General features: G+C 42.4%; 15 protein-coding genes. 6 read left to right on the forward strand and 9 right to left on the reverse strand.

Translation table 11 applies throughout. The features are described from left to right. Window positions 1-99: 99 nt before the first annotated feature. The 5 genes from prfA (at window position 100) to KPY62_RS00585 (ending at window position 6901) form a co-directional block, all read left to right on the forward strand. Window positions 100-1191, forward strand: a complete 1092-nt coding sequence (gene prfA, locus KPY62_RS00565) for a peptide chain release factor 1 (RefSeq protein WP_201622026.1) — start codon at window positions 100-102, stop codon at window positions 1189-1191. A 90-nt stretch (window positions 1192-1281) separates the two neighbouring features. After that, window positions 1282-1662, forward strand: coding sequence for a hypothetical protein (locus KPY62_RS00570; protein WP_216580357.1), 381 nt, complete (start codon window positions 1282-1284; stop codon window positions 1660-1662). Window positions 1663-1713: 51 nt separating this feature from the next. Next, on the forward strand, window positions 1714-3261 hold the full coding sequence (gene lysS, locus KPY62_RS00575; protein ID WP_216580358.1) for a lysine--tRNA ligase: 1548 nt from the start codon (window positions 1714-1716) through the stop codon (window positions 3259-3261). A gap of 143 nt (window positions 3262-3404) precedes the next feature. Next, window positions 3405-5768 carry a DNA polymerase III subunit gamma/tau gene (gene dnaX / locus KPY62_RS00580; protein ID WP_216580359.1) on the forward strand — a complete coding sequence of 788 codons (2364 nt, stop codon included), beginning with the start codon at window positions 3405-3407 and terminating at the stop codon, window positions 5766-5768. Window positions 5769-6001: 233 nt separating this feature from the next. After that, window positions 6002-6901, forward strand: coding sequence for a LysR family transcriptional regulator (locus tag KPY62_RS00585; RefSeq protein WP_216580360.1), 900 nt, complete (start codon window positions 6002-6004; stop codon window positions 6899-6901). A gap of 233 nt (window positions 6902-7134) precedes the next feature. Here the strand turns inward: KPY62_RS00585 and KPY62_RS00590 are convergent, their stop codons facing one another. From KPY62_RS00590 to purD, 4 genes are all read right to left on the reverse strand, one after another. Next, the gene (locus KPY62_RS00590; RefSeq protein ID WP_216580361.1) at window positions 7135-8316 is read right to left on the reverse strand and encodes an aspartate aminotransferase family protein; all 1182 of its coding nucleotides are present in this window, start codon (window positions 8314-8316) and stop codon (window positions 7135-7137) included. A gap of 108 nt (window positions 8317-8424) precedes the next feature. Then, window positions 8425-8613 (reverse strand): DNA gyrase inhibitor YacG, encoded by a 189-nt coding sequence (locus KPY62_RS00595; protein ID WP_216580362.1) that lies wholly within the window; start codon window positions 8611-8613, stop codon window positions 8425-8427. 412 nt (window positions 8614-9025) lie between these two features. Continuing rightward, the gene (locus tag KPY62_RS00600) at window positions 9026-10426 is read right to left on the reverse strand and encodes an ABC1 kinase family protein (protein WP_216580363.1); all 1401 of its coding nucleotides are present in this window, start codon (window positions 10424-10426) and stop codon (window positions 9026-9028) included. 270 nt (window positions 10427-10696) lie between these two features. Beyond that, complete coding sequence (purD, locus tag KPY62_RS00605) at window positions 10697-12046, reverse strand: phosphoribosylamine--glycine ligase (RefSeq protein ID WP_216582973.1); 1350 nt, start codon at window positions 12044-12046, stop codon at window positions 10697-10699. 817 nt (window positions 12047-12863) lie between these two features. On the opposite strand from purD, the gene KPY62_RS00610 reads away from it, so the two are divergent. After that, window positions 12864-17696, forward strand: coding sequence for an NAD-glutamate dehydrogenase (locus KPY62_RS00610; protein WP_216580364.1), 4833 nt, complete (start codon window positions 12864-12866; stop codon window positions 17694-17696). 96 nt (window positions 17697-17792) lie between these two features. Here the strand turns inward: KPY62_RS00610 and KPY62_RS00615 are convergent, their stop codons facing one another. From KPY62_RS00615 to cobA, 5 genes are all read right to left on the reverse strand, one after another. Further along, window positions 17793-19043, reverse strand: a complete 1251-nt coding sequence (locus KPY62_RS00615; RefSeq protein ID WP_216580365.1) for a WG repeat-containing protein — start codon at window positions 19041-19043, stop codon at window positions 17793-17795. Window positions 19044-19084: 41 nt separating this feature from the next. Further along, entirely contained in the window at window positions 19085-23062 is a 3978-nt protein-coding gene (locus KPY62_RS00620) for an AAA family ATPase (RefSeq protein WP_216580366.1), read from the reverse strand. Window positions 23063-23126: 64 nt separating this feature from the next. Beyond that, window positions 23127-24686, reverse strand: coding sequence for an exonuclease SbcCD subunit D C-terminal domain-containing protein (locus KPY62_RS00625; RefSeq protein ID WP_216580367.1), 1560 nt, complete (start codon window positions 24684-24686; stop codon window positions 23127-23129). A 229-nt stretch (window positions 24687-24915) separates the two neighbouring features. Beyond that, window positions 24916-25119 carry a YHYH domain-containing protein gene (locus KPY62_RS13945; protein ID WP_324033678.1) on the reverse strand — a complete coding sequence of 68 codons (204 nt, stop codon included), beginning with the start codon at window positions 25117-25119 and terminating at the stop codon, window positions 24916-24918. A 48-nt stretch (window positions 25120-25167) separates the two neighbouring features. After that, window positions 25168-26937: a uroporphyrinogen-III C-methyltransferase gene (cobA, locus tag KPY62_RS00635; RefSeq protein ID WP_216580368.1), complete on the reverse strand. Its 1770-nt coding sequence runs from the start codon at window positions 26935-26937 to the stop codon at window positions 25168-25170. Between the last annotated feature and the right edge of the window lie 42 nt (window positions 26938-26979).

Below are 26979 nucleotides of genomic sequence, written 5' to 3' on the forward strand. Positions count from 1 at the left end.
CACGATATAAACAGCAAGTTTACGTAGTGATTTTAATTTAGCAGCAAAAATTTGCTATAATTGCTCCCTTATTTCCCTTATCTAATTAAAAGATCTGTTATGAAAGAATCCCTGCGCCTGCGTTTAGACCAAATGGTAGACCGTTATGAAGAGGTTACCGCTTTATTATCTGACCCTGGAATTATTAGTGATAATAATAAATTCCGTGAGCTATCGGTTGAACATAGTGACTTGATGGATATCACTACGTTATGGCTTAACTACGGGCGCGCGGAAAAAGACCAGGCTGATGCTGAAATGATGTTAGCTGAGGCCTCAGATCCTGATATGAAAGAGATGATGCAGGATGAGATTGATAGCGCTCGCGACACTATCGTTGAGATGGAAGAAGCGCTCAACGTGATGATGCTTCCTAAAGACCCTAATGATAAAGTGCCAGCGTTTCTAGAGATTCGTGCTGGTACTGGTGGTGATGAAGCGGCGATTTTCTCTGGTGACTTGTTCCGTATGTACCAAAAGTATGCCCAAACGCAAGGCTGGACAGTTGAGGTATTATCAGCCAACGAAGGTGAGCATGGTGGTTATAAAGAAATCATCACTCGCGTCTCTGGCAATAGCGTTTATGGACGCTTAAAGTTTGAATCTGGCGTACATCGGGTACAACGAGTACCTGAAACTGAAAGCCAAGGCCGCGTGCATACCTCAGCTTGTACAGTTGCCGTAATGCCGGAAGTTGAGATTGATGATACCGTTGATCTAAATCCTGCTGATATTCGCTTTGATACCTTTCGCTCAAGTGGCGCAGGTGGTCAGCACGTTAACACTACCGATTCAGCAGTACGCTTAACCCATATTCCGACGGGTACTGTGGTAGAGTGTCAGCAAGAACGTAGCCAGCACAAAAACCGTGCGCAAGCTATGAAGATGCTGATTTCAAAAATTCAGCAAGTTAAAGTACAAGCGCAAGTAGATGCTGCCGATACTATTCGTCGAGATTTGGTCGGTAGTGGTGATCGCAGTGAACGTATTCGTACTTACAACTTCCCGCAAGGACGTATGACTGATCATCGTATTAACTTGACGCTATATAAGCTTGATGCCATTTTAGAAGGTGATATGGATGAGTTGCTTGATGCGTTATTACGTGAGCACCAAGCAGATCTTATGGCCAGCATCGGTGGTGAGCAATAACGTTTTTAGGGTAATTAGCGTTAAAGATATAAGTGTTGTTATAGTAAACTGGCTTCTAAACCCATCCGTATTTTGTAGGTGAGAAATATAATGAAGAATCGTCTGGTTTTATTTATTATTGGTTTATGCTCTTTACTATTTATATCTGCATGCCAAACCTCGCCAGTGATCGATCATCAGAATGACTCTACCTCTTCTTCTGAGAATCTTGTAAAAGAATGTCTCGCTAAAGGCGGTGAGTACATAAAGCAAGGCAGACTACAGATGCACAGGTGTGTCATGCAGTTTTCAGATGAAGGCAAGTCCTGTAGTGACAGTTCTGACTGTCAAGGAAGTTGCTTAAGTTCAAAGTTAGATAGTGAGCCGGGCAAAGCCAATCAAGTTGGAACCTGTGCGGCTAATGATAGTCCTTTCGGTTGTCGTCAACTTATTGAAGGTGGCATTACCAAAGGGACTTTGTGTATAGATTAATAATATAGTTTTCCAAAACTAAAACTTAACTTGTCAAATTTTGAGAATTTTATGTCAAAGAACAGCAATCAGAACAATCAAGCCTCCGATGAGCAAGCGCCAACCCTAGAAGAAGCCAATGAGCTTATCGCTCAACTACAAGCTAAACTAGATGACATAACTGCCTCAGGCAAACAGCCTTATCCTAATCAGTTTAAACGTACTGATTATGCGCAAGACTTGCAAACAGCCTTTGAGGGTATCTCTAAGCAAGAGATCGAAGAAAAAGCAGCTAATGGCGAAAAGACTCAGGTGAATGTGGCTGGTCGAGTGATGCTCAACCGTGGCTCGTTTATCGTCATTCAAGATATGAGTGGCCGTATTCAGTTATATGTAGCTCGCAAAGAGTTAGATCCGGAGACCCTAGCTAGTATAAAGTCGCTAGATCTAGGCGATATAGTGGGTATCTCAGGCTATATCGGTCGCTCAGGCAAAGGCGATTTATATGTGCATATCGAAGCGTTTAATCTGCTAACCAAATCATTACGCCCCATGCCAAATAAGTTTCATGGTCTAGCGGATGTTGAGGCTCGCTATCGTAATCGCCATCTCGACTTGATGACTAATGAGACTACCCGCGATACTTTTATGATTCGTAGTCAAGTGATCAGTGGTATTCGTCAATTTATGCTTAATGAGCGTTTTATGGAAGTCGAAACGCCAATGATGCATCCTATCCCAGGTGGTGCTGTAGCACGCCCGTTCGAAACTCATCACAACGCCCTTGATATGCCATTATATTTGCGCATCGCTCCTGAATTGTATCTAAAACGCTTAGTGATTGGTGGTTTTGAAAAAGTATTCGAAATCAACCGCAGCTTCCGTAACGAAGGCATCTCTACTCGTCACAATCCTGAATTTACTATGATTGAGTTTTATCAGGCTTACGCTGACTATCATGACTTAATGGATTTGACTGAGCGTTTGTTTAGTGAGTTAGCCACCAATATCTTAGGTAGCACTGAAATCACTTATCAAGAAGAAACCATCAGTTTACAAGCACCCTTTGCGCGAGTAACAATGTCTGAGGCTATTGCCCAATATGCTGAAGGCTTTGACATTGCTCAGATCGATAATCGTGATTACTTGGCAGACTATGTAGCCAATACGCTGAGACAGCCAGTAAAAGAGGTGTTTGGCGTAGGTAAACTGAAGACTATCGTCTTTGAAGAAACCGCTGAGCATCAACTGCGTCAGCCGACCTTTATTACTGAGTATCCAGCTGAAACTTCGCCATTAGCGCGCCGTAGTGATGATAATCCTGAGATTACCGATCGCTTTGAGCTGTTCATTGGTGGCCGTGAGTTGGCCAATGGCTTTAGTGAGCTTAATGATCCTGCTGATCAGGCTGAGCGTTTCCGTGGTCAAGTTGCTGAAAAAGATGCTGGTGATGATGAAGCTATGCATTTTGACGCTGACTATATCGAAGCCTTATCTTATGGTTTAGCACCAACGGCAGGTGAGGGTATCGGTATTGATCGCTTAGTAATGCTATTTACTGATTCTGCTAGTATTCGTGATGTTATTCTGTTCCCCCATATGCGTCGCAAAGCTGACTAATAATTAGCAATAAGCTTAAAACAATCGGAAGCGGTAACCGCAACAAGTCAGACGAAAGTGCTGGCTTTTTGCTATAATGAGCACTCAAAAATAGTACTCCAGTAGCCTAATTTAATTATCGTCAATTGGTAAAATGGACAGATATGACCCAGCAATATCAAGTATTAGCCCGTAAATATCGACCCAAAAACTTTCATGAATTGATTGGGCAAACTCATGTGTCGCAAGCGTTGATTAACGCTATTGACTATAATCGTTTGCATCATGCTTATCTATTTACTGGTACGCGTGGGGTGGGTAAGACTACTATCGCCCGTATTCTATCTAAGTGTCTCAACTGCGATACGGGCGTGACTAGTACCCCTTGTGGCGTCTGCGATAACTGCGTAGCGATTGACCAGGGTCGTTTTATCGACTTAATTGAGATCGATGCGGCGTCTCGTACTAAAGTTGAGGATACTCGTGAGCTGTTAGATAACGTGCCGTATGCGCCGAGCCAAGGTCGCTATAAGGTCTACCTCATTGATGAAGTGCACATGTTATCGACGCACAGCTTTAATGCACTGCTCAAAACGCTTGAAGAACCTCCTGAGCATGTAAAGTTTCTATTAGCGACTACTGATCCGCAAAAGCTGCCTATTACTATTATTTCGCGCTGCCTACAGTTTGTATTGCGCCCATTGCCACAGACTTTGCTTAGTGAGCACTTGGCTAACCTCTTAACTCTAGAGCATGTTGACTATACTCAACCAGCCCTTTGGCAATTGGCTAGTGCTGCCAAAGGCTCAGTACGTGATGCGTTATCTTTGACCGATCAGGCGATTGCCTTTGGTAAAGGGGCGCTCGATGATGTGACTGTGAATGAGATGCTCGGTCTGATCGACGCTGCAGACTTAGTACGTTTGATTACTGATATCTATAACCATGATAAGTCGGCAGTAGCAGCTCATATCGAGCAAATGCGGGCGCAGATGGTTGATGCTTCGAGTATGTTTGATGGACTCGCTGAACTGTTGCATCAATTGGCATTGACTCAGCTATTACCTGAAGTCGCCTTAAATGTAAATGAGGCGCAAGCTGAGACTATCAATACTCTAGCGCAGCACATCAGTCCTGATGTGTTGCAGCTGTATTATGAGATTGTGGTGCAAGCACGTGAGGGTATTAAGCTGGCTAGTACCCCAATGCAAGCGCTAGAAATGTGTATTCTACGTTTGTTGGCCTTTCGACCTTTGCCTGTTGATGAGATAGTAGCTTATCAAGCTAATCAAGACAGCCGTGCTATTAATAACAATGTGGTCAATGGCGATGCTAATACTGGTGCGGTTACTAATAACGCTACTGCTACCATTAACGCTAGTGAACAAGTTAACTCAATAGCTGAATTACAAGTTTATGATATTGACCATCAAAATATCGACTATCAAAATCCTGATACCTTGATTATAGATGGCTCAGTTGTAGACAACATAGTTTCCGATTACTCAGTAGTAGATGACTATCAGCATAGCTCGATAAACCAGGCGCTAGCAGCTGATAATGCTAATAACTTAATGAGTTCGCCCTTAGAAGAGGGTAGTGTTTTAAAGGATAGATACGCTGATGAAGATAGCTATTTCTTAGCGGAGAATGCTGCTAAGCATCTTCAGCAAAGTGCAGCTATTGTTGATAAGGCTATGGTGAACACTGAAATAGCCAGTGAATCGACTGTTGATACTGATACTGCTGTTAATAATAGGCACTCTACTGACGGCCTAAACCACTCAATATACAATATGGATTCAGTTGCTAGTAATAGCTTGGAACTCGAGCCAGCTGTTCAGTCTGAACCAACTATTGAGCCTAGCGTGGTTGCTGAATTTGAGTTAGTTACTGAGTCAATAACAGCGGCTAAGCCTACGCTAGCGCCTACTGCTACTTCCAGGTTGGCAGTTGCCGCTGAAGCCATAATTGTAGATAAGTCATTTATTAATCCTAAGCTAGTGGCTAATGCTGAAGTGGATAGTAAACCTACAGATACTAGTGTTGAGCTTAGCCCAAATGATTCTCATGGTGCGATTTCGATAAATGACCCCCGTATTTTGTTACGCTGTGCCACGCAGTCGCTGACAGGAGAATGGAACGCTGAAAAGTGGGATTACTGGTTACAAAGCGCTCGTGAACAGAATAGCTTGGCCGAAGATGAGCGTGCCCTTGCTCGCCAAGGAATGATGACTGGTCTGTGCAATGGCAAAGCCACTTTTATTACTACGGTAGACAGTAAGCATTTACAAGCTACCTTTGAGCAGTTGGCTGCCAAATTACAACAACAGTTTTCTCAAGCTGATATTAGTCTGCGAATAGACAACAGCCTTAACGAAGTAAAAGATAAGACCCCAGAGAGTCGTCAACAGCTGAGGTTAGAGCAAGCTTCTTTAGCGGCACAAGAGTTGTTATTACAATCACCAGTTATGCAGCATTTATTAGAACGTCAGCAAGGAAAAATGGGTAAGGTTAAGTTAACTTAAATAGTCACTGCTGTTGTTGGAAGTGTTGTTATATAGTATTTATCTTGCTAATATTCCTGTATTCAAATCTAGAATATTTTATTTGTAAGCTATCTTGCTGATTATTATACATTTTTATTTTTGGAAAATTATTTATTGTACTTCCTAGATATATTTAAAATAGGTGTGCCGAATAAAATTCGGCTATAATGGTTAAGTTATATTAAATACTAAAAAATAGCTCAGGTGACATTATGTTAGATAATTTACGTGGTATGGCCGTGTTCGCCAGTGTAGTCGGACACGGCTCTTTTAGTGGCTCAGCTCGCGAACTTGGCATCACTACTAGTGCCGTTAGTCAGCAGATTCGCTCGTTAGAGAATGAGCTAGGCGTAGTGCTATTACATCGCTCAACTCGTAAGCTTAGCTTAACAGAAGCGGGTGAAAGCTTTTACGAAGCAGCAAAGGATGTGGTCAGCGCCGCAGAACAAGGGCGTATCAAAGTCAATCAACTGCGTGATGAGTTGGCTGGCAGTTTACGGATTTCGACTACCCCTGAGTTAGGGGTTAATCATATTTTGCCAGCGTTATCGACTTGGATGGCTGCGCACGATGATTTAAGTATTACTTATCTAGCAGATAACCGCTACATAGATATGATTGATGAACGCATTGATATTGCTATTCGTATGAGCCCTAGTATCAATGATTCGACGTTAAGCAGTCATCCTTTGACTGATGTACGCCAGCTATTGGTTGCCTCACCGCAATATTTGCGTAATCATAATAAGATAGAAACCCCAAAAGATTTAAACGACCATCAGCTTATTTGTATCGATATTATGAAAGATACTAACCAAGTTGATCTGGCTCAGACTGAAACTGGCAAAAAGACTCGCACTAAGATGAAATCACGTATTCATACTAATAATGTGTTTATGGCGACTACTTTGGCTAGAGAAGGTCATGGTTTAGTGAGAATGATGGAAATGGATATCAAAAAAGAATTAGAAAGTGGTGAGTTGGTTGAAGTATTAACTGGCTATCAGTTACCTAGTTTTGTGCTTTATGCGGTTACTCTCAATCGTGATCAGCAACCTGCCAAAATCACTCGCTGTTTAGAAGTATTAAAAAAGTATTTTCATGCTAGCTAAGTGACGCAGGTTCAATAGTTTAAATAGAAAAAAGCCTGTAGATAACTTACTATCTACAGGCTTTTTCTTACTAACTTTTTATAATGGTTTTTAATATTGATACTGATGTTTGCTAAAATTTTTTACTATGACGATTGACTACAGATGTTTGATAGTAAGCTCTATCTGCTAGCTATTAAATAAGTTTAGTAATAAGTGTGCTTAGCATTTTAACATTGTCGCCTGTAAACTCTTTATACGAGTGGCTTTAATAAACTAAGCAAACGCTCAACTACTTGCTCGCTCTCGTCACGACTAATATTCAGAGTCGGTAGCAGACGTATAACATGGCCGCCGGTGACATTGATAATTAGCTGCTGCTCATCACGGGCCAAGTCAACTAGCTGACTGCAATCCATAGTTTCGGGCAGGACGATACCTATCATAGTACCAGCACCGCGACTACTAACCCCATACTGTTTTAACTCAGTGGTGATACTATCACGGATAAAGTGACCTTCAGTAACTGAATTTTCCATGATACCAGTAGTGCGTAATACTTCATATACGCTATGCACAACGCGACTAGCTAGTGGTGTACCGCCATAAGTAGAGCCGTGACTACCAGCACCAAATAATCCATTCGCGCGCCCACGAACCATACAAGCACCTACTGGGAAACCGTTACCTAAACCTTTGGCAGTAGTCAACACATCAGGACGAGCGTTACTATGCTGGTAAGCAAAGTACTTACCAGTACGGCCATTACCAGTCTGTACTTCATCGATCATAAATAGCCAGTCATGAGTATCACAAGCTGCTTGCAGTTGTTCTAAATACTTAAAGCCATTAGCAGCAGTATTGAGTCCGCCTTCACCTTGGATAGGCTCAACAAATATGGCACATATATCATCGTGGTCAATAGCGGCTTGCTCGACAGCTGCTATATCACCAAAAGGTATACGAATAAAGTCATCATCTAAAGTAAAAAAACCTTCGCGCGCTTTTGGGTTGGCAGTCGCTGACAGTGATAGCAAAGTACGGCCATGGAACGACTGCTCCATAACGATTACTTTAGGCTGCTTGAAACCTCTATTATAGGCGTACAGTCGTGCCATTTTGAGTGCAGCTTCATTAGCTTCTGCGCCGCTATTAGCAAAGAATACGCTATCCATTTGTGCAGCAGTACATAAGGATTCGCCAGCGCGCTCTTGCCAGTCAATACCAAATAAGTTGCTAGTATGAATAAGAGTTGCCGCTTGCTGCTGAATGGCCTCTGTCACTTGCGGATGACAATGGCCTAAGCCACATACCGCGATACCAGTCAGCGCATCTAGATAGGGAGTATCGTTCTGAGTGTAGAGCCAGCTGCCCGCACCACGAGTAAAGCTGATTGGCTGACGATTATAAGTGGGCATCAGGTAAGTCGCTGACATACAAACATCCTTGTGATGAAAAACATTAGATTATTAGAGGGATAAAATAGCTGCTAATATAAGCACAGTTATTAACGGTAGGGCATTACTCTATTTACAGCAAGCGAGTTAAAGCTCATCAGAAAACGGGGTAGTTTCTGCAGGTAGGGTATATTCTTCACTGGCCCAAGCCCCTAGATCAATAAGCTTACAACGCTCACTACAAAACGGCTTTGAAGTGTTGCCTTGCCATGCCGTTTTAGTACCGCAGCGCGGACAAGGATAAGTTTTAGGCAAAGTTTCAGGTGTGGTGGTCATATAGCTGAGAATATCCTCATAGTTAAGATAGAAAGTGTCATCAGATAATAGCAGTGGTTATAATAGCACGCGCTTATCAAAAGACAAATATAGCCTAATTAACCAAACTATTTTTATAGTGCAGTTAGCAATAGTAGCTAAGCTTTAGCTCTAAGCATTAATTATAAAATATAGTATCGCAAGCTATTCGATGAATGAATTGCAAGGAACTTCGATCAAAAATAGCCTAAGTAGAATAAACGCACTTAAAATAAAGTGGTTTTTCTAAAATGTAAGATGATTTTATAATGCCAACAATATAGAAATATTAAGATAGTTGCTATAAGAAATAGCCTAAGTAAATAAAATAACTTCAAAAAAAACCGTTCCAAAAAGAGGAACGGCAAAATTCAGTGAATAATATAGTATTTAACTATAAAAAAGGTTTAACTAAATTATTTGAATTAGTGTGTGCATTAAGTACCGTTAGAAAAGTATAGGCACCAATGAACTTTCGACTAATAAACATAAACTCTTTTGGTGGTAGATTAAACTCAAATGATTGCATAGCACGTTGAGCTTTTGCTGAAATACGAGAATGCAATTTACTATTAGCCCAAATATAACGTTTACTATCGTCTAAACAGTTAGAGGGAATATCAGGGTTAGTGTCAGGATTACTAAAAGGCTCAGTCGCCAATAAAAATAACGTGGCGATATCAGAGCTTACCTTGTCGCTCATACTGTCAAAGAAGTCGTAACCAGTCATCGCCGTTCTCATAGCTTGATGATCATGATGGTAGCCGGCACGTAGTAGGCCATGTGCAATAGTCAGGAGTTGAGTATCAAACTGACGTATCGCCCCAAAGTCTAATAATACTAGCTTATCTTGCTCTTGAGGGTCATTCTCATCAGCAATACGCACTAAATAATTACCAAAGTTTGGATCCGTTTGCATCTCACCCCAGACAAAAATTTCTTGCATCATGATTTCTATCGCCGCTTGACCAATAGCACTGCGACGCTCATTAGGTAGGAGTTTCAGGGTCTCTGAAGTTACTGAAACACCAGCCTCATAGCTCATACACAAAAGATACTTGCTAGAGTAATCTCGATTAATTTTTGGTACTGAGTATCGCGGATCGTTTGCTAAACGTTGATAAAAACGTTCTGTAGTAGCAGCTTCAATCGTATAATCAACTTCCACATGTAGTAAGTCGCGAATCTCTTCAAACCAAGTATCCAGCGCTCGAGTCTGTGGCACAGCATTACTGACTTTTAATAGACGCTTAAACAGCGCTAAGTCAGAATCAATAGCATCGGCAACACCTGGATATTGAATCTTTAAAACAACATCTTCACCTGTTGCAATGACGGTTGCACGATGTACTTGAGCGAGAGAAGCAGTACCGATAGGCGTGTGGTTAACTTCAAGCTCATCCAGTTTACTCCCCAGAGTACGACGTAACGTTTGCTCAATTTTTGGCCATGCTAAAATAGCAGTATCATCATTGAGAGTTTGCAGAGCACGAGTGATCTCAGGGGGCAGCACATGCTCGCCATACATAGCTAGCATTTGACCTATCTTGACTACTGAGCCTTTTAATTTACCTAGCTCTTGAGCCACATAATTTGCCTGCGCTTCCATAAACACTTGGTTACGTGCTGAACGAGCTTTTTTATCCAAAAACATTCCCGAAACGCTGTTACCTGCCCAGCGTCGTCCGATGTTTAAAGAGGTTTTAGCAATCGACATGCGACGTTCAAACCCTGAGGTTTTCAGGCTATCGATGGACTGCTTATTGTCAGTAGGTTTAGACGTATCATTTGCCATAAGTATCAGGTATTTGTCAGAGTAAGAATGATTTGTGGGTCAGAGACTCACAATACAAGGGAGCGATGACGCCAATATACAAAATTGTATCACACTAAATGCCATAGATTGACCGAAGGTAACAAGTGCTCAACAGGCTTTAAAATAATACTGTTAAGCACTGATAATCTAGAGGTGTCTACTTATGTAATTTCAATACCTCTTAGCCATAAAAGACGCTTTAATTCGCCACTTACTTTACTAAAGCAGCAGTCTTGTTTTGCTAGTGAACTAAACAAGCTCACGGGCAATAGCATGATGACCAATATCGCGACGATAGTGTGCACCGTCAAAACTAATCGCCCCAGTGACCATTAAGGCTGCTTGCTGAGCCTCTGAAATACTATCCGCAAGTGCAGTGACGCATAATACACGCCCGCCGTTAGTCGTTACCTCTTTGCTATTAGCATCATCATTATTTACGGTTTGGGTATTATCAGAGAAAGTAGTGCCTGCATGAAAAACTTTTACTGCTGGAATATCGGCATCCACAAGCTTGGGTAATCCTGATATCACATCACCTTTAGAGGAACTTTCAGGATAACCTTTGGAAGCAACCACAATACCTAGAGCGGGGCGTGGGTCCCATTTTGCTTGACTAGGTAATTCACCTGCCAGTCCTTGAGTCACTAAGTCAACCATCGATGACTGTAAACGCATCAGTATAGGTTGAGTTTCAGGATCGCCTAATCGACAATTAAACTCAATAATCGAAGGGTTGCCAGCGTCATCAATCATCAGACCGGCATACAAAAACCCAGTATAAGGATGGCCGGCAGCATTCATGGCATCGACAACTGGCTGAATAACTTGCGCCATGACTTTATCATGCACTTCGTCAGTAACCACTGGCGCTGGAGAGTAAGCACCCATGCCGCCGGTATTTGGTCCAGTATCACCCTCAAAGGCTCGTTTATGATCTTGGCTAGTAGCCATTGGTAGAATGTTATTGCCATCAATCATACAAATAAAGCTGGCCTCTTCGCCAATTAAGAACTGCTCAATCACCACACAGCTGCCAGCATCACCAAACTTATTGTCAGCTAGCATGTCATCGATAGCTTGATGTGCCTGCTCGACGGTCTCAGCAACAATGACGCCCTTGCCAGCCGCGAGTCCATCAGCCTTTATCACAATAGGAGCACCTTGCTGATCGACGTAAGCTTTGGCCGCTACGGGATCAGTAAAACCTTGGTAAGCGGCAGTGGGAATATTGTTCTGTTCCATAAACTCTTTAGCAAAAGTTTTAGAGCCTTCTAATTGCGCACAGTAAGCGCTTGGACCCCAAGCCTTAATTCCGGCAGTACGACAAGCATCTACTATACCTGTAACTAACGGAGCTTCTGGGCCGACAATAACCATATCAATGGCATTATTTTGGCAAAAATCAATAACAGCACTGTGCTCGCCAGCAATTGAGTCACTAACAGCGACTTCTAAAATGACATTTTCACATTTTGGTTCAAGGGCAGTACCTGCGTTACCTGGAGTAACATAAACTCGTTGTACCTTTTTATCTTTGGCACATTGCCATGCTAAAGCGTGTTCACGTCCACCTGCGCCAATTACCAAAATATTCATCATGCGTTTTGCCCTTAATGCTGAGAGTTTAACTACTGGGTATTTAACTACTGAGTGTTTAAATGCTGAGTTCTAAAATTCTAAACTATTAAGATATTACGTATTAAAATGTCGAGCTTTCTTATAATTATGTCATTATGTCAAAATCGATGGCTTCTCAGGTTACCGTAGAGAGTTGCCGCTAATCAGCTTGGCGTATTCTAGCAAAAAACTGATCTCAATTACTATGTGTATTCGTAGGAAAGCGTGTAATAGCAATAAGTTTAAGACATTAATCATAATATCCATATTGTATGATGGTGAATCGCTCGAAAACCAAATAATATGACTACTGATAATTATTGCTAATAAATGCCTAGTCGTAGCATAGAGCGCAGATATAGGTTAGGATTTATCTAGGTGGTTTTTTTACATTGCGTTATAAACGGCAATAGTTGCAAACGCCCCTTACTGTTTTGAGCAACAGTCTCATTAATAGCAGTATCATTAATAAAGGTTATGAGAGCAAAGCTCATTCATGAAATGATGTTGTAAGCGTTAGCTATGGCAATAGCTGGGTTACACTTTAGAAGCAGGATCATAATTATCTCTATTCAATAATAACCAGATAACTGTTCGAACAGCAAGAAAGTAACGACAGTTAGTAGAAAGATAGAGAAAATGAGGTTTGATTCTAAGCAATTGTCTGAGAATAACTAACAAGATTCTTGAGCAATACTTAGTCTTGAGCAAAAAAAAGCTATGAATTATGAGCATGGATAGCATTATTCATACTAACCCAAAAATAAATTAATAAATTATAACAAGGACAACTGTTATGCCCAACTCACTTAATATCTCAGCAGAACGTATTGGCCAAATAAGCGATATTGCTACCAGCTACGTACAAAAAGACAAATCGCTAGTTGATTATTTTTTGCAGAGCTATTATCGACCATTACATAACGAGATTGCAGATGATATTAGTGATGTAGATTTAGCAGGGATGGGTCTACACCATTTTACTTTACTCAAAGCTTATGACGGCAGCAAGCCGCAATTGGCTATCCTAAATCCTATTGCGGAGGAACAGCATTTTCATAGTTCGCATACTGTAGTGCAAATAGTGGCTTATGATCGACCATTTTTGGTAGATAGTTTACTGATGAGCCTTGAAGATCAGGGTATCGACGTGCATCGTATATATAACACTATTGTCAGTATCAAGCGCGATGAAGAAGGTCATATCACTCAAATTGATAGTGCGCCTGAGAGTGGCACTTCACATATGTCACTAATCCATTTTGAGATTGCTTATCAAGATGATGATGAGTTAGTGATGTTACATAAATTATTATTAGAAAAAGTTGACACTTTAGATGTCGTCGTCGGTGATTGGGAGCAAATGCAGTCGCAGTTAACTACTATCAAAGCCGAGTTGACTAAGCAAGCTTTACCAGAGTTATTCTATTCTAAGCAAGAAATACAAGCATTTCTAGACTGGATATCTGATGATCACTTTATATTCTTAGGGTTTAGAGAGTATCGTTTAGAAGGGCAAGATACTGAAAAAGGCGCTGACCTAGAGCTGTTTGCGATTGGCAATAGTGGCTTAGGATTATTACGTGGTGCTGATGAAGATAAGATCTCTGAGAGCTTTCATCAATTACCTGCTAATTTAAAACAGCTGCTAACTGAGCCACGAGTATTGATGCTCTCTAAATCAAGTCGTGTATCACCAATTCATCGTTCAGTATATATGGACTTTTTGGGTATCCATAAGTTTGATGACCAAGGTAAGTTAATTGGTGAGTATCGCTTTATCGGGCTTTTGACCTCACAGGCGTATCAGCTTACGGTAAAACAAATTCCGCTATTGCGTGAAAAAGCTAACAAGATCATGGCGATGTCAGATCTACCACGCAATGGACATGCTTATCATAAAATGATGCATGTGATCAATACTTTGCCACGTGATGACTTATTCCAAGCCAGCGTTGAAGAGCTGTATCCTATTGTTTATGGTATTAGCCAATTGCAAGATAGCAAGAGTCTACGCCTATTTAGCCGAGTAGATCACTACCAACGTTTTGTCTCCTGTTTGGTATATATACCACGTGATAAATTCAATACTGAGTTACGTATAAAAGTTCAAAAAGTATTAGAAGCGGCTTATGGTGGCACTTCATCAGGCTTCACTACTGAGTTTAATGAGTCTGAGCACGCCCGCGTTCATGTGCATGTACGCACAGTACCAGGGGAAGTTAATACTGTTGATAATAGTGACCTAGAGGTCGAGCTATCAGCATTGATGGAATCATGGCAAGATAATTATCAGCAAGTGATGCTCGATAATGTCGGTGAACAGCAGGCCAATGCATTACAGCGCCGTTTTTTAAACTATATCCCTGCTGCTTACCAAGAGCGTTTTGATGCTAGAACAGCAGTCGAAGATACTAAGCGCTTAGCGGGCTTAAATGATGAATCACCAATGCTATGGCATTTGTATAAGTCAACGGGTGACGCTAGTAATCAGCTGCATCTAAAACTATATGGCCGTCAACAACCAGTAATATTGTCTAAAGTTTTACCAGTACTAGAGAACTTTGGGGTGTCAGTCATCTCAGCGCAAACTTATGAGTTTGATCTACCAGAGCAGTCAATCTGGATGCAAGAATACGAGCTAAACTTAGAGCATGTTGATACTATCGATATGCGTGTTGTGCGTGTTCAGTTTGAGGACAGTCTAAAAGAGATATGGGCAGGACGTGTCGAAAGCGATAGTTTTAATGAGCTAGTACTAATTACTAAACTTGATACTTATGAAGTAGTTATATTGCGCGCTTTATCGAGTTATATGCGCCAAGCTAGAGCACCGTTTTCTAGCGCTTATGTGCAGCAAACCCTGGTCAAATATAGCGCTATTAGTGTGGCATTAGTTAGTCTGTTCGATGCGCGTATGAACCCTAAGTATGCCGAGCATGATAGTAGTGTACGCACTGAGAAAGTGACAGAAATTCAGCAACAGCTAACAGCAGCGCTAGTCGAAGTTGATAGCTTAGATGAAGATCGTATCTTGCGTTGGTATGTAGATTTAATTAACGCTATGATACGCACTAACTTTTATCAGACTGATGGCGATGGTCAGCGCAAAGATAGATTATCCTTTAAGTTCTTAGCGGCTGATATTCCGAATCTACCTAAACCTAAGCTGATGTTTGAGATATTTGTCTATTCACCGCGTGTTGAAGCGGTACATATGCGTGGCGGCAAAGCGGCGCGTGGTGGCCTGCGTTGGTCGGATCGAATGGAAGATTTCCGTACGGAAGTATTGGGCCTAGTGAAAGCACAAATGGTCAAAAATGCGGTAATCGTACCAGTCGGTTCTAAGGGCGGCTTCATTGTCAAAACTAAGACTATTGCTGATGGTCGTGAAGCCTTCCAAGCAGAAGGTATTGCTTGCTATCAGACGTTCTTACGTGGGATGCTCGACGTCACCGATAATATTATTGACGGTAATATCGTCCCGCCAGCCAATACAGTGCGTCATGATGAAGACGATCCCTACTTAGTAGTCGCGGCTGACAAAGGGACAGCTAGTTTCTCTGATATTGCCAACGCTATATCTACTGAATATAACTTTTGGCTCGATGATGCCTTTGCCTCTGGTGGCTCAGTCGGTTATGACCATAAAGCTATGGGTATTACCGCTCGTGGTGGTTGGGAGTCAGTGAAACGTCACTTCCGTATGCGCGGTATGGATATTCAAAACCGTGATGACTTTACCGTCGTCGGCATCGGCGATATGAGCGGTGATGTATTCGGTAACGGTATGCTGCAATCGACTCATACTAAGCTGGTTGCCGCCTTTAACCACCTGCATATCTTTATAGATCCTAATCCTAATCCTGAAGACTCTTATGCTGAGCGCGCGCGCTTATTCAATACGCCGCGCTCTACTTGGGATGACTATGAGAAGTCACTAATTAGCCAAGGTGGTGGGGTGTTCTCACGTAACGATAAAATCATCACTATTAGTGCCGAGATGAAACAGCTGTTTGATATTAGCGCTGATACTCTAGCGCCGAACGACTTTATTAGCGCATTGCTTCTTGCTCCCGTTGATTTGATTTGGAATGGCGGTATTGGTACTTATGTCAAAAGTGCTAACGAGAGCCACGCTGATGTTGGTGACCGAGCTAACGACGCACTACGCGTTGACGGTGGCCAGCTACGTACTGCAGTGGTCGGTGAGGGTGGTAACTTAGGTTTCACTCAACAAGGTCGTATCGAATATGCGCAAACAGGGGGACGCATCTATACCGACGCTATCGATAACTCAGGTGGCGTAAACTGCTCAGATCATGAGGTCAATATCAAAATTTTACTCGGTAAAGTTGTCGAGCAAGGTGATATGACCCTTAAGCAGCGTAATGAGCTACTAGAAAGTATGACGGATACAGTCGCACAGTTAGTACTGCGTCAAAACTATCTACAACCACAAGCTATCGAGCTAAGCCATCTGCGAGCAGCGGCTAACTTGAGCGATCATCAGCGCTTTATTCAGCTGTTAGAATCTGAGCAACGCTTAGACCGAGCGATTGAATACTTGCCAGCAGATGAAGAGATTGCTCGACGTCAAAAAGCAGGAACTGGTTTGACTAACCCAGAACTAGCGGTAGTCATGGCTTATGGCAAGATGTGGATTTACGATAGTTTATTATTGTCTGACTTACCTGATGACCCGTACTTCGTCAATGAACTGCGCAAGTACTTCCCTGATGAGCTAGTTGGACGCTTCTTTGGTGAGATGACAGAGCATCGCTTACATCGTGAGATTATTAGTACTTATTTAACCAACAGTGTGGTCAACCGTCTAGGTATTGAAGCGCTATTCCGACTCTATGAGGAAACCGGACAAACCTTAGATACTATTATTCGTGCTTATGCCATTACTCGTGATGTGTTTGAAGTATCCACCGCATGGAAAATGCTAGAAGCCTTGGATAATAAAGTCGATGCTAAGCTGCTACTCAATCTCGAGCTACGCCTGCGTGATGCGCTTGAGCGTGGGGTAGTGTGGTTCATCAATGCCTTTGGTCAAGAGTTACAAGTGACGGATATGATTGACCGCTTCGTCGGTAGTGTCAATAAACTGACTAAAGTAGGCGGCTTTATTGAGCAGCAGTACGCTCAATACTTGCAGGAAGATACCGCCAGCTTAACTAAAGATGGCCTATCTGATAAGGATGCAGCGCTGTTCGCTATGTTGCCCTATCATGTTGATGCTCTGGATGCAGCCTTACTTGCTGAGCAGTATGAGCGCCCTGTCGATGAGATTGCTTCGCTATACTTTGAAGCCTATCGGGTGTTACAACTTGATTGGATGATGGATAATATTGCTACTCTACCACAGCAAGACTATTGGGATCGCCGTGCTCGTCATGCGCTAGTGAATGAGCTATCACGTAGCTTACGTATGCTTATGGATGCGCTGTTATCTCAGCCTGACGCTAAGCAAGCCTTTAGTGACTGGAAGTCTCGTCATCAAGCGCAGCTAGAGTCAGTGACTATCGAGATGCAAAAATTAGATGGCAATGATGAGCAAGCTATTAGCTTATCAGCACTGTCAGTATTAATGAGTGAGCTGAGCGGGCTAGTTACTAAGTAAGGATTGCTTAGTGAATTTAGTGATTAATGGATCTAAAAAAACCACTCTTATGATAAGGGTGGTTTTTTATTGTTTAATAATTAAAGCACAAAATAATTAATCCAACTCAATCAACGTAGCTAAATCAAACCTCTTACCTTGCTTTTCTACCCATACTTTATTGCCTTCATCACGGTAACTATCAAACTGTGGCGCTAATACCATATTGGCTCGGTCATCGATAAAGCCAAATTTGCCATCTTGCTTGTAAGCATAAAGCTGATGGTATAGCAGTTTTACGATAGCTGACTCTGATGACAAAATCACTTTACCTTCAGCGTCAATAATTTGGGCACTAACGATGTTATTCTTGATGTCTTCAGTCATCCCAGTAGCTGTACTACCTTCGATTAAATCACTACGTAAAAATAGTATCGAATTCAAAAACCCACTATTAAAAGTTTCAATATTTTGATTGGCTGTAAAAGGGATAATAACACTGGCATTTTGATCGAGGAGGGCCGTTTGCCGTTGCATTTTTGAAGTAAATGCTTTTGTAGAAACCGCTTGCAAATATAACGGCTGACCAGTACAAGCGTTTAGTGGTTGTAAATCATCGTACTGCTGCGCAATGACCCAGTTACCTTGATCATCAAGCAAACCAGCTTTACTTATTGTGCCAGCATCCACTACAGAATTAATCAAAAAATAATCATGATCGTCATTGCTATCATAATGAGCGTGACTGATAGCAGCGGCTGTAAGATTGAGTGGTACATCGACTGCTTTGATGAGTTGCTGGGTTGGTTGCACATAACGATAATTGCCGTAGCCGTTGTCAATTCTACGTTGTTGTGGTTTTTTATTGTTTTTCATTGCTGGATATATCCAATAGCCATCGCGATCAATAATACCTTGGTCAGTAGCGCCATTTGGCATATTAACACTGACAATAAAGCTAGTATAAATATCAGGTTCAATCGCAATAGCATCGTAAGCAAAAGGTACAATTATCTCGCCAGCAGCATTCACGACACCTGTTTTTTTACCTTTTGCTGTGTCTTTACTAGCGATCAAATACTTATTCATTAAACCATAAGCATCCGTTAAACCAGCTAATAAAACGTTGCTATTTAAATCTTGCAGCTGTTGACTGTTATCTTCTAAAGTGAATAGCTTATCAGCGAATCGCTCGTTATTATTCTCAATACGCTCAAAATAACTATTAGGTAAATAACCCGCACAATTAATAGTTGCCTGCGCTGAGGTAGCAACGAGCATAGAGGCCACCACCGTTAAGCAAAACACACTAATAGGTAGGACATTAGCGTAGAAGCTATCGATGAGTTTCTTTATAAGCATATCCATATAAAAGCCTTTCTAGCTAGATTCTTAAAGTTGTTACTTCATCAACTGATAATTTTATGACAGCCCTGACCACTGATTTCACTATAGCCACCAGAGAGTTTTTTGACCTGAATTTGGGTCAATATACGCTCCTTTAACGCTTGAACGTGAGAGATGACCCCGATTAATTTACCTTCTTGCTGCAAGCTAGTCAAAGTATCGAGGGCGATATCGAGTGATTCGTCATCCAGCGTACCAAAGCCTTCATCAAGGAAGAGCGAATCGACACGAATATTATGACTGGCCATTTGCGACAATCCAAGCGCTAGGGCAAGGCTGATAATAAAGCCTTCGCCGCCGGACAGGTTCTTGGTGCTGCGCACTTCGCCACCTTGATAGTTGTCGATGACATTGAGTTCTAACGCATTATTATCGTCACGAATCAGCAGATAGCGGTCGCTCATCTTATGCAGCTGAGTATTAGCATGGCGAACCATAATATCAAAGGTTAGGCCTTGAGCAAAGGTACGGTATTTTTTACCATCGGCCGAACCAATTAGCTTATGTAGCTGTTGCCATACTTGCAGCTTTTGTTTTTGTTCGTCAATAGCCTGACGTTTGTGTTGTTGAGCGCTTTTTTTGTCATTATTGTCTTTGAGCTGCCTACTTATCGCCCCAATCATTTCACTCAATCGAGTATTGCTGTCCTGCATTTGCTGTTGTTCGGCAGCAAGTGTGGCTCGGTCAGCCACAGTCAGTGGGGTGTCCAGCTTATGCTTGAGCGCTCGGCACGTTTGAGTCAGTAATGACTGTACTTGCTGCAGCTGGTTATCGATACTTTGCTGGCGATGAGTAAGCTCGCTGCGCTGTTCTAAAGGTAAGCGCGCCGCCACAAAAGCCGCTTCATCCGTGAACTGCGATGCTGCTAACACAGTTGCAAAAGCCTGTTGTTGAGCTTGCATAGTCTGAGTAGCTGTCTGTAGCTGTGCAATCAGCTGCTGCTGCTTTTCTTCTAATTGTGCTAATGCTTGCGCCGTATTGTCATGCAGTCTTTGCGCAGCTACTTGCTCAGTAGTGGCCTGTGCAACTAACAAGCGTAACCGACTTTCCTCTTGATCAGGGTGTTTATCGTCAAACTTCTGCTTTCTGTCCTGCCGTAATTGGTTCAATAACTCAGTCTGCTGTTTGATAGTCTCGCTGAGCTTATCAAGCTCCGCCGTATCTTTGTCAAGCTGCATCTGTTGGGTTTTTATCTGAGCGTTTAGGCTGCTAAGGCTAGTAAACAGCGTTTGCTGGGACTGTTTTTTGCTATTGAATAGCTTTTTTAACTGTACTAAGCCGCTACGGTATTGGCGCAACTGCTCTATATAATCGTCAGCCTCTGCCGCATCGACAAGCATTTGTTGATCGATACTAGTGCTTAGTAGCGGTAAAACTGTTGGTAAAGTATTAGAAACAGTATCCACTGCAAAAGAATCGCTTGTTAGCTCTGCAACATAGCTGCTTAGGGGGTACTTAGCGAGTAAAGATTGAACGGTGCTACTGACTGTTGCCAGCTCATAGAAGTTATTTTCTATAGTGCTATCTATAGTTGCGGTTTTTTGCAAACTAAGTTTTAGATCGCTTTCAATCGCACTGATATCCGCTGCCAGCTTATAGTACTGCTGCTCCTTGGTTTCGATAACTTTACTGCTCTGTGTCAGGGAGCTGGTGAGGTTTTCATATTGAGCTAGCACAGCTCTAATAGCGTTGCGTTGCTCAGCGAGCTGTTGCTGCATGGTGTTTATTAACGCTAACGAGGTAGCATGATCAGTGATGATGGCAGTTGCTACTTCGCCCTCTAGCTGTTGGCGTAGGGCCGCCATATCAGCAGCTATGGTGGTTAACGGCGCAATGATAGTTGATACTGAAGTTGGTAATGAGGCTAATACAGGGGTTTGAGTGGCTATTATCTGTTCAATGTCACCAGCTAAAGCCTTGACTTGATTATATAAAGGGGTTAATTGCTGCTGCTGTTGCACAATGCTAGTTTGCTTAGTGGCATAGTCGATACGATGCGCTGATAAGGTATGCTGTAAGCTATCGAGAAGCTTATCTAATTCATTCAGCTGATGCTTAGTCTGCATAGTTGGCGACAGCTGATTACTGTTGTCACTGTCTTTGCCAGTTTCTAAAAAGGGATGATGCTTAGCGTACGGGTGCTCAGTAGCACCACAAAGTGGGCATGGGCTATGCTCTTCTAACTCGACAATATAATCTTCGAGCTTAGCGACTCTTTGTAGCAAGTCTAAGTGCTGCTGTTTATCTTGGCGTTTGAGCTTAGTCTCAGTAATGGCCGACTCGCCTTTGCTGATTAGTTGCTCGATAATTAGCAGTTGATCATTAATTATGGGTAGCGCTGAGTTTATAGCATTGATTTGTTCGGATAGCTGCGTTAACTGTTGGATCTTAGCTTTTATTTGCTCAACTTGACTACCGCTATGCTCAATTTGCTCTTGCTCAGTCCGTCTATCAGCTAGTGATTTATTAGCTAGCAAGGCAGCTTGTTGCTGCTGTAATTCACTAAGCTGCTGGCGAGCTGTAGCTATTGCCAATTGCTCTACCGCTTGCTGCTCAGCTAGTTTAGCAAGTTGCTGCTGATAGTGTTTCGCTTGAGCGTCAACAGCCTTTTTAGCTTGTGCTTGGCTGATGTTATCTTGTAATAAAGCTTTTAAACGGCTGCAATTACTATCAAAAATAGCGGTATCCGTATCAAGGTCGCTAAGTTGACTATTGGCCTCAAGATACTTATCAGTACTCGCCAGCTGCGCCTGATTATTGACTTGCTGCTGTTGGTTATTAACAAGCTCTGCCGCTTGGCATTGCAGGTTAGTAGATAGAGTATCTTGACGTTGGTTATAATCACTCAAGCTATGTGCTTGCTGTCTTATATCCGCATCTAAGGCACGTACTTTTATGATAATAGGCAAAGTTGTTTGTAGTTCGTTATCAGCTTGAGTTTGTAGATGGTGCACAGTAGTGAGACGATTAGCCGCTTGTTGTAAGCTAACTTGTTGCCCAGCAAGCTGGCTGGTAATCAGCTGCTGTTGAGCAGTTAAATGCTTTGTATTATCACGACTGTTAACTAACTGACTGTATTGACTATCAATTTCTAGCGCTTTATTAGCGGCTGCTAGACGAGTAGCATCAGGGATAAAAGCTTGCTGGGCTTGCTTAGCTTGCTCAAGCTCAGTGCTAAAATTCAGTTGCTTTTGCTGTAACTCATGCACAGCATCCAGCCAATTAAGCTGCTCATTTAACTGCTTAAAGGTGTGTTGCTGCGCTGTCAGAGTGGTCTGATGGGTAGTTAAGGTGTGCTTAAGCTCAGCCTCTTGAGCGCTATCTAATAGGCTCAAGCCCTCAAGACCGAATTGCAGCTTGCTTAGAATATCTTCTTCAGAGCGTTTTTTTTCATGGACGTGCTCGGAGATAGTAGCGTAGATATCAGTCCCGGTTATCTTCTCTAAAATATCAGCTCGCTCATCAGCTTTAGCCTTCAAAAATGCTGAAAAGCTACCTTGCGCCAATAGAATGGAGCGGGTGAATTGTTGAAAATCCATGCGTGTTAGCTCAATGATTTTCTCTTTAGTACGTGATAGCTTGGTCTCTAAAATCTCATCATCTTTGGCTGGCTCCTCAAGGTTTAGCTTAGCAATCTCATGAGTAGCGTCTTGTAATTTACCATCTGACTTACCATAAGCTCGACGCTGACCCCAACGGCAGCGATACTGACTGCCATTGAGAGCAATAACCACTTCAGCGAAACAGTCTGCAGTCTGCCGAGTCATCACCTCATTGCTGCTTTTACTAATACTATTAATCCTTGGCGTTTCCCCATACAAGGCTAAACAAATAGCGTCTAGAATAGTCGTCTTGCCAGCGCCAGTCTGCCCAGTAATAGCAAAAATACCTTCGTTAATAAAAGCAGGATCGGCAAAGTCGATATACCATTCGCCCTTAAGAGAGTTTAGGTTTTTTAGTCGCAGTTCGATTAGGCGCATGGTGAGGTCTTATGGTTTTAGAGTTATATTAAAGGTATCAAAGTATCAAAGGCTTTATGGTTGATTATTCCGCCCGACTGTCAGCATGATAAATATTATGCAGTATTTGCTGATAAGCATCCCGTAATGAGTCTTTCTGAGTTTCAGCCACCTCATGGGTAGTTAGACAACGCTCAAACACTTCAAGTTCATTAAGATCTTGCAAGGCCTCTGAGGTTTGCTCTTGGTTAAGCACTTTATTATAAGTACGAGTGTTTTTGATTTTTAACACCTCGAACGCTAAGCCCTCTACCATCGCTTGTACTTCTTCACGCAGCTCGCTGACGATCTCATCGCCAGTATAAATAATCTCTAGCCAAATCGGTTGTAACTGAGTCATAGCTTTAATAGTTGTGGCAATAGTTTGCAGGTCACCGGAGACTTGCGCTAACTTTTGAAAGCAGGGAATAGGTAGCGTGATAATTTGCATCTTATTACCATCGTTAAAATGCAGAGTTTTACTATTAGCAGGGTTAGTAAGCGAAACAGAATTTTCTTCTGCTCGATTACTATGTAGCTCTTTAGCTATGCTCTCACTACTGTTAACATCCTCTGTTTCTTCGAAGCCAAATAAATCGTCCATCAGGGCCGTAGAGTTATTAATGACTTTTTTGATCTTTTTTTCCGTAAGTTTAATAGTATTTTTAACAACGTTATGACCTGCTTTTGCAACTAAATCTTCATCAGTAACAAGGTTTTTCACGTCACCAAACTGTACTAATAAAACTTGTTTTTGCTGGCGAGCTTCGCCAAAACCCATCGCAATGGGTGAGCCTGAATAGCGAATATGCTCACAGCCACCGACTCGTTGCGGCACATGGAGATGACCAAGGGCGACATAATCAAAGCAATTATCGAACATCTCAGCAGAGATCTTACCTAGATTACCCACATAAAGGTCACGCACGCCATCATCTTCGGTGGTCTTACTGCCAGCGGCAAATAGATGTCCTGTGGCAATAATAGGAATGTGGCGCTTATAAGTATCAATTAACTGCTGTTGGCAAGCTTTAGCGATACTAGCCACTTCATCGTAATGGGCACGGATACCAGCGATGACATTAGCGTCTTTGCTGTCAGCTGACTCACCAGGCTTACTACCACGCACATCACGGTCGCGTAAATAAGGCACAGCAGCGATGATGCAAAGTGGGTCGCCATGATGGTCTTCTAGCAGCAGCACTTCTTGATGCAAGTCCTCACAAGCTGTGCCGATGACATGGACGTTTAAAAACTTCAATACCTTGCTTGGCGCATCCAAGAAAGTCGGCGAATCATGATTGCCAGCAACTATAACGATATGCTGGCAGCATAAGGTTGAGACTTTACCTAAAAACTCATAGTACAGCGCTTGCGCTTTGTTACTAGGCGTCATAGTGTCAAAGATGTCACCAGCAACGATCAAGACGTCTACTTGCTGCGCACTGATAGTCTGTTGCAGCCAAGTTAAAAACGCTTCAAATTCTTCATAACGCATACGCCCATACAATCTACGCCCCAAATGCCAGTCCGAGGTGTGCAGCACGGTTAAGGGTTTGCAGTCAGTAGTTGAAGATGACGAGATGGCAGTGGCAAGTGAGGGCATAAGAGGGCTATTATTAAAGTTAATATAAAGGCTTTATTCTAGCAAGAATTAGCGGGATTTGCTGGGCTTGCTAGGCTATAGTAAGAATCATAATATGACTAAGCTTATATTTAGTAAGCTTCCTTAATAACGAAAAGAGCTGTTATTCATAATAAAAAGAACTATCGTGCAAAAGCGCAATAGTTCTTTTTTAAAATTTAGATATAAACTTATTTATGGGCAACCTGTTTTAGTGGCAATGATAACCTTGTGTTTTCGAATTGTGACAGCCAGAGGAGTTAGTACGTCCGCTAGTAGCAAAGGCTGAAGTAGCGAATGTGAGAGTAAGCAGCACAACCATTATTTTTTTCATAACTATAGAGCCTTTGATATTGAAGTTAACCTCAGACTCTAACATGGAACTGGCAATTAGCAAGATAATAAAAAACCACATCCGCTTAACGACGGAGGTGGTTTTTTATAACTGGGTTTCATGAGTAAGCTAATTAATAATTAACTGCTCTAAACTATCAGCTTGTTTTTGATCAGCAAGATTAGCCACCATTGAGAGGGCATGGGCTTGCTGGCGTGCAGGGTGGTTAGCTAGCAATTCATCCTTTGGAGTAGCAGCCGTGCCTTCACGTAGCCAATTATCAGCAGTATCACTAGGGTCGTGCTGCTGTTCATTTAGCTTGTACCAAGCTAAGTCATGATGTAGCGCCACGACATCACCCATGATCAATAATGCTGGGGTTGGCAGTTGGTTTTTCTCTTGTAGCTCGTTGATTGTCGCCAGAGTCCCCGTTAGCACTTGCTGATTGGACATACTGGCATTAGAGACGATAGCAATAGGGGTATCGCTACTGCGACCTGCTTCAATTAAGCCTTCAGTCAACCGTGCCAGCGAATGCAGGCCCATATAGAATACGACGGTCTCATCAGTGTTAAGAAAGCTTTTAAAATTATTATTAGGCGCGCCCGCTTTTAAGAATCCAGTGACAAAACGTACTGACTGCGAATGATCACGATGAGTCAGTGGAATGCCAGCATAGCTAGCAGCGGCATTAGCAGCGGTGATACCGGGCACTACTTGATAAGGGATATTGTGCGCCCGTAAGCTCTCAATCTCTTCACCACCACGTCCGAAAATAAAGGGATCGCCCCCTTTTAGCCGTACTACCCGCCGACCTTTTTTAGCTTCATTGACTAACAATTCATTAATACCAAGCTGTGCTACTGCATGATTGCTACGTTTTTTACCAACGAATACTTTATCAGCATCACGGCGGCAGAGGTCTAATACTTGCGGAGACACGAGAGCATCATAAAAGACGATATCGGCTTGTTGCATTAAACGTAAGGCTTTAAAGGTTAATAACTCTGGATCACCAGGGCCGGCACCAACGATATAGACTTCACCCACTAGCTGCACAGCTTTAGTGGCTGTATGGTTATGACTGTCACCGTCACTGTGATGAACACCATTACCTTCTAACCGTGAAGGGGCGCTACTTGAGCTGGTTGTTTCGGCTGACGAATCAAAGTGTTGGTCAGACTGTTGAGGATCATTATTATCGATAGCCTTGCTACTAAGCAAACTGTCTTTAACGATCTGTGCTGCCGTACTGTCTAAGTCAGCTTGCAGTTGCGCTGCGGCTTGGGTTTCATTACCAGCGAACATCAACTCACTAACTTGTCCTTCAAAGGCGCGCTCCCAAAACTGCCTACGACCAGTAAGAGTAGGAATTTTGGTCTTAACTTCTGCGCGAAAGTCTCCAGCCAGCTTAGCCAGTTTGCCATAGCCTTGCGGAATTAGAGTCTCAAGTCTGGCACGTAATAAACGCGCTAATACCGGTGCTTTGCCGTTGGATGAGATACCAATCACAATCGGATTGCGATCGACGATAGCTGGGAAAATAAAATCACATAAATGCGGGGTATCAACGACGTTGACCGGAATATTAAGCTCAGTGGCATCAGCATGAACTTGATGATTGAGGGCTTCGTCATCGGTTCCAGCAATGATGACACGTGCGCCGACCATATAAGACTTGTGATAATTTTCAAATATTAACTGGTGATGGCTTTGTGTTGCCGCCCTTTTATTATTACTCAGTAATGCTTGTAACTCAGGGCAAATGCTAGGCGCAAGGATAGTGATAGCAGCACCTGCACGGCTGAGCAAATCTGCCTTACGTAGTGCCACATCACCGCCGCCGACGATAAGCACTTTGCGACCTGCTAATTTAAAAAACAGCGGAAAGGTATTCATAGTATTTAAAATTCACATTTTAATAGGATTTAATTTATATCG

The sequence above is a fragment of the Psychrobacter sp. TAE2020 genome (genome assembly GCF_018919485.1).
Taxonomy (GTDB): Bacteria; Pseudomonadota; Gammaproteobacteria; order Pseudomonadales; family Moraxellaceae; genus Psychrobacter.

Coding starts and splice junctions, on each gene's coding strand:
- KPY62_RS00585 (WP_216580360.1), top strand. CDS start 6,002: ATGTTAGATAATTTACGTGGTATGGCCGTGTTCGCCAGTGTAGTCGGA.
- KPY62_RS00595 (WP_216580362.1), bottom strand. CDS start 8,613: ATGACCACCACACCTGAAACTTTGCCTAAAACTTATCCTTGTCCGCGC.
- prfA (WP_201622026.1), top strand. CDS start 100: ATGAAAGAATCCCTGCGCCTGCGTTTAGACCAAATGGTAGACCGTTAT.
- KPY62_RS00610 (WP_216580364.1), top strand. CDS start 12,864: ATGCCCAACTCACTTAATATCTCAGCAGAACGTATTGGCCAAATAAGC.
- KPY62_RS00620 (WP_216580366.1), bottom strand. CDS start 23,062: ATGCGCCTAATCGAACTGCGACTAAAAAACCTAAACTCTCTTAAGGGC.
- KPY62_RS13945 (WP_324033678.1), bottom strand. CDS start 25,119: ATGTGGTTTTTTATTATCTTGCTAATTGCCAGTTCCATGTTAGAGTCT.
- KPY62_RS00615 (WP_216580365.1), bottom strand. CDS start 19,043: ATGGATATGCTTATAAAGAAACTCATCGATAGCTTCTACGCTAATGTC.
- lysS (WP_216580358.1), top strand. CDS start 1,714: ATGTCAAAGAACAGCAATCAGAACAATCAAGCCTCCGATGAGCAAGCG.
- dnaX (WP_216580359.1), top strand. CDS start 3,405: ATGACCCAGCAATATCAAGTATTAGCCCGTAAATATCGACCCAAAAAC.
- KPY62_RS00600 (WP_216580363.1), bottom strand. CDS start 10,426: ATGGCAAATGATACGTCTAAACCTACTGACAATAAGCAGTCCATCGAT.
- KPY62_RS00590 (WP_216580361.1), bottom strand. CDS start 8,316: ATGTCAGCGACTTACCTGATGCCCACTTATAATCGTCAGCCAATCAGC.
- purD (WP_216582973.1), bottom strand. CDS start 12,046: ATGAATATTTTGGTAATTGGCGCAGGTGGACGTGAACACGCTTTAGCA.
- KPY62_RS00625 (WP_216580367.1), bottom strand. CDS start 24,686: ATGCCCTCACTTGCCACTGCCATCTCGTCATCTTCAACTACTGACTGC.
- KPY62_RS00570 (WP_216580357.1), top strand. CDS start 1,282: ATGAAGAATCGTCTGGTTTTATTTATTATTGGTTTATGCTCTTTACTA.
- cobA (WP_216580368.1), bottom strand. CDS start 26,937: ATGAATACCTTTCCGCTGTTTTTTAAATTAGCAGGTCGCAAAGTGCTT.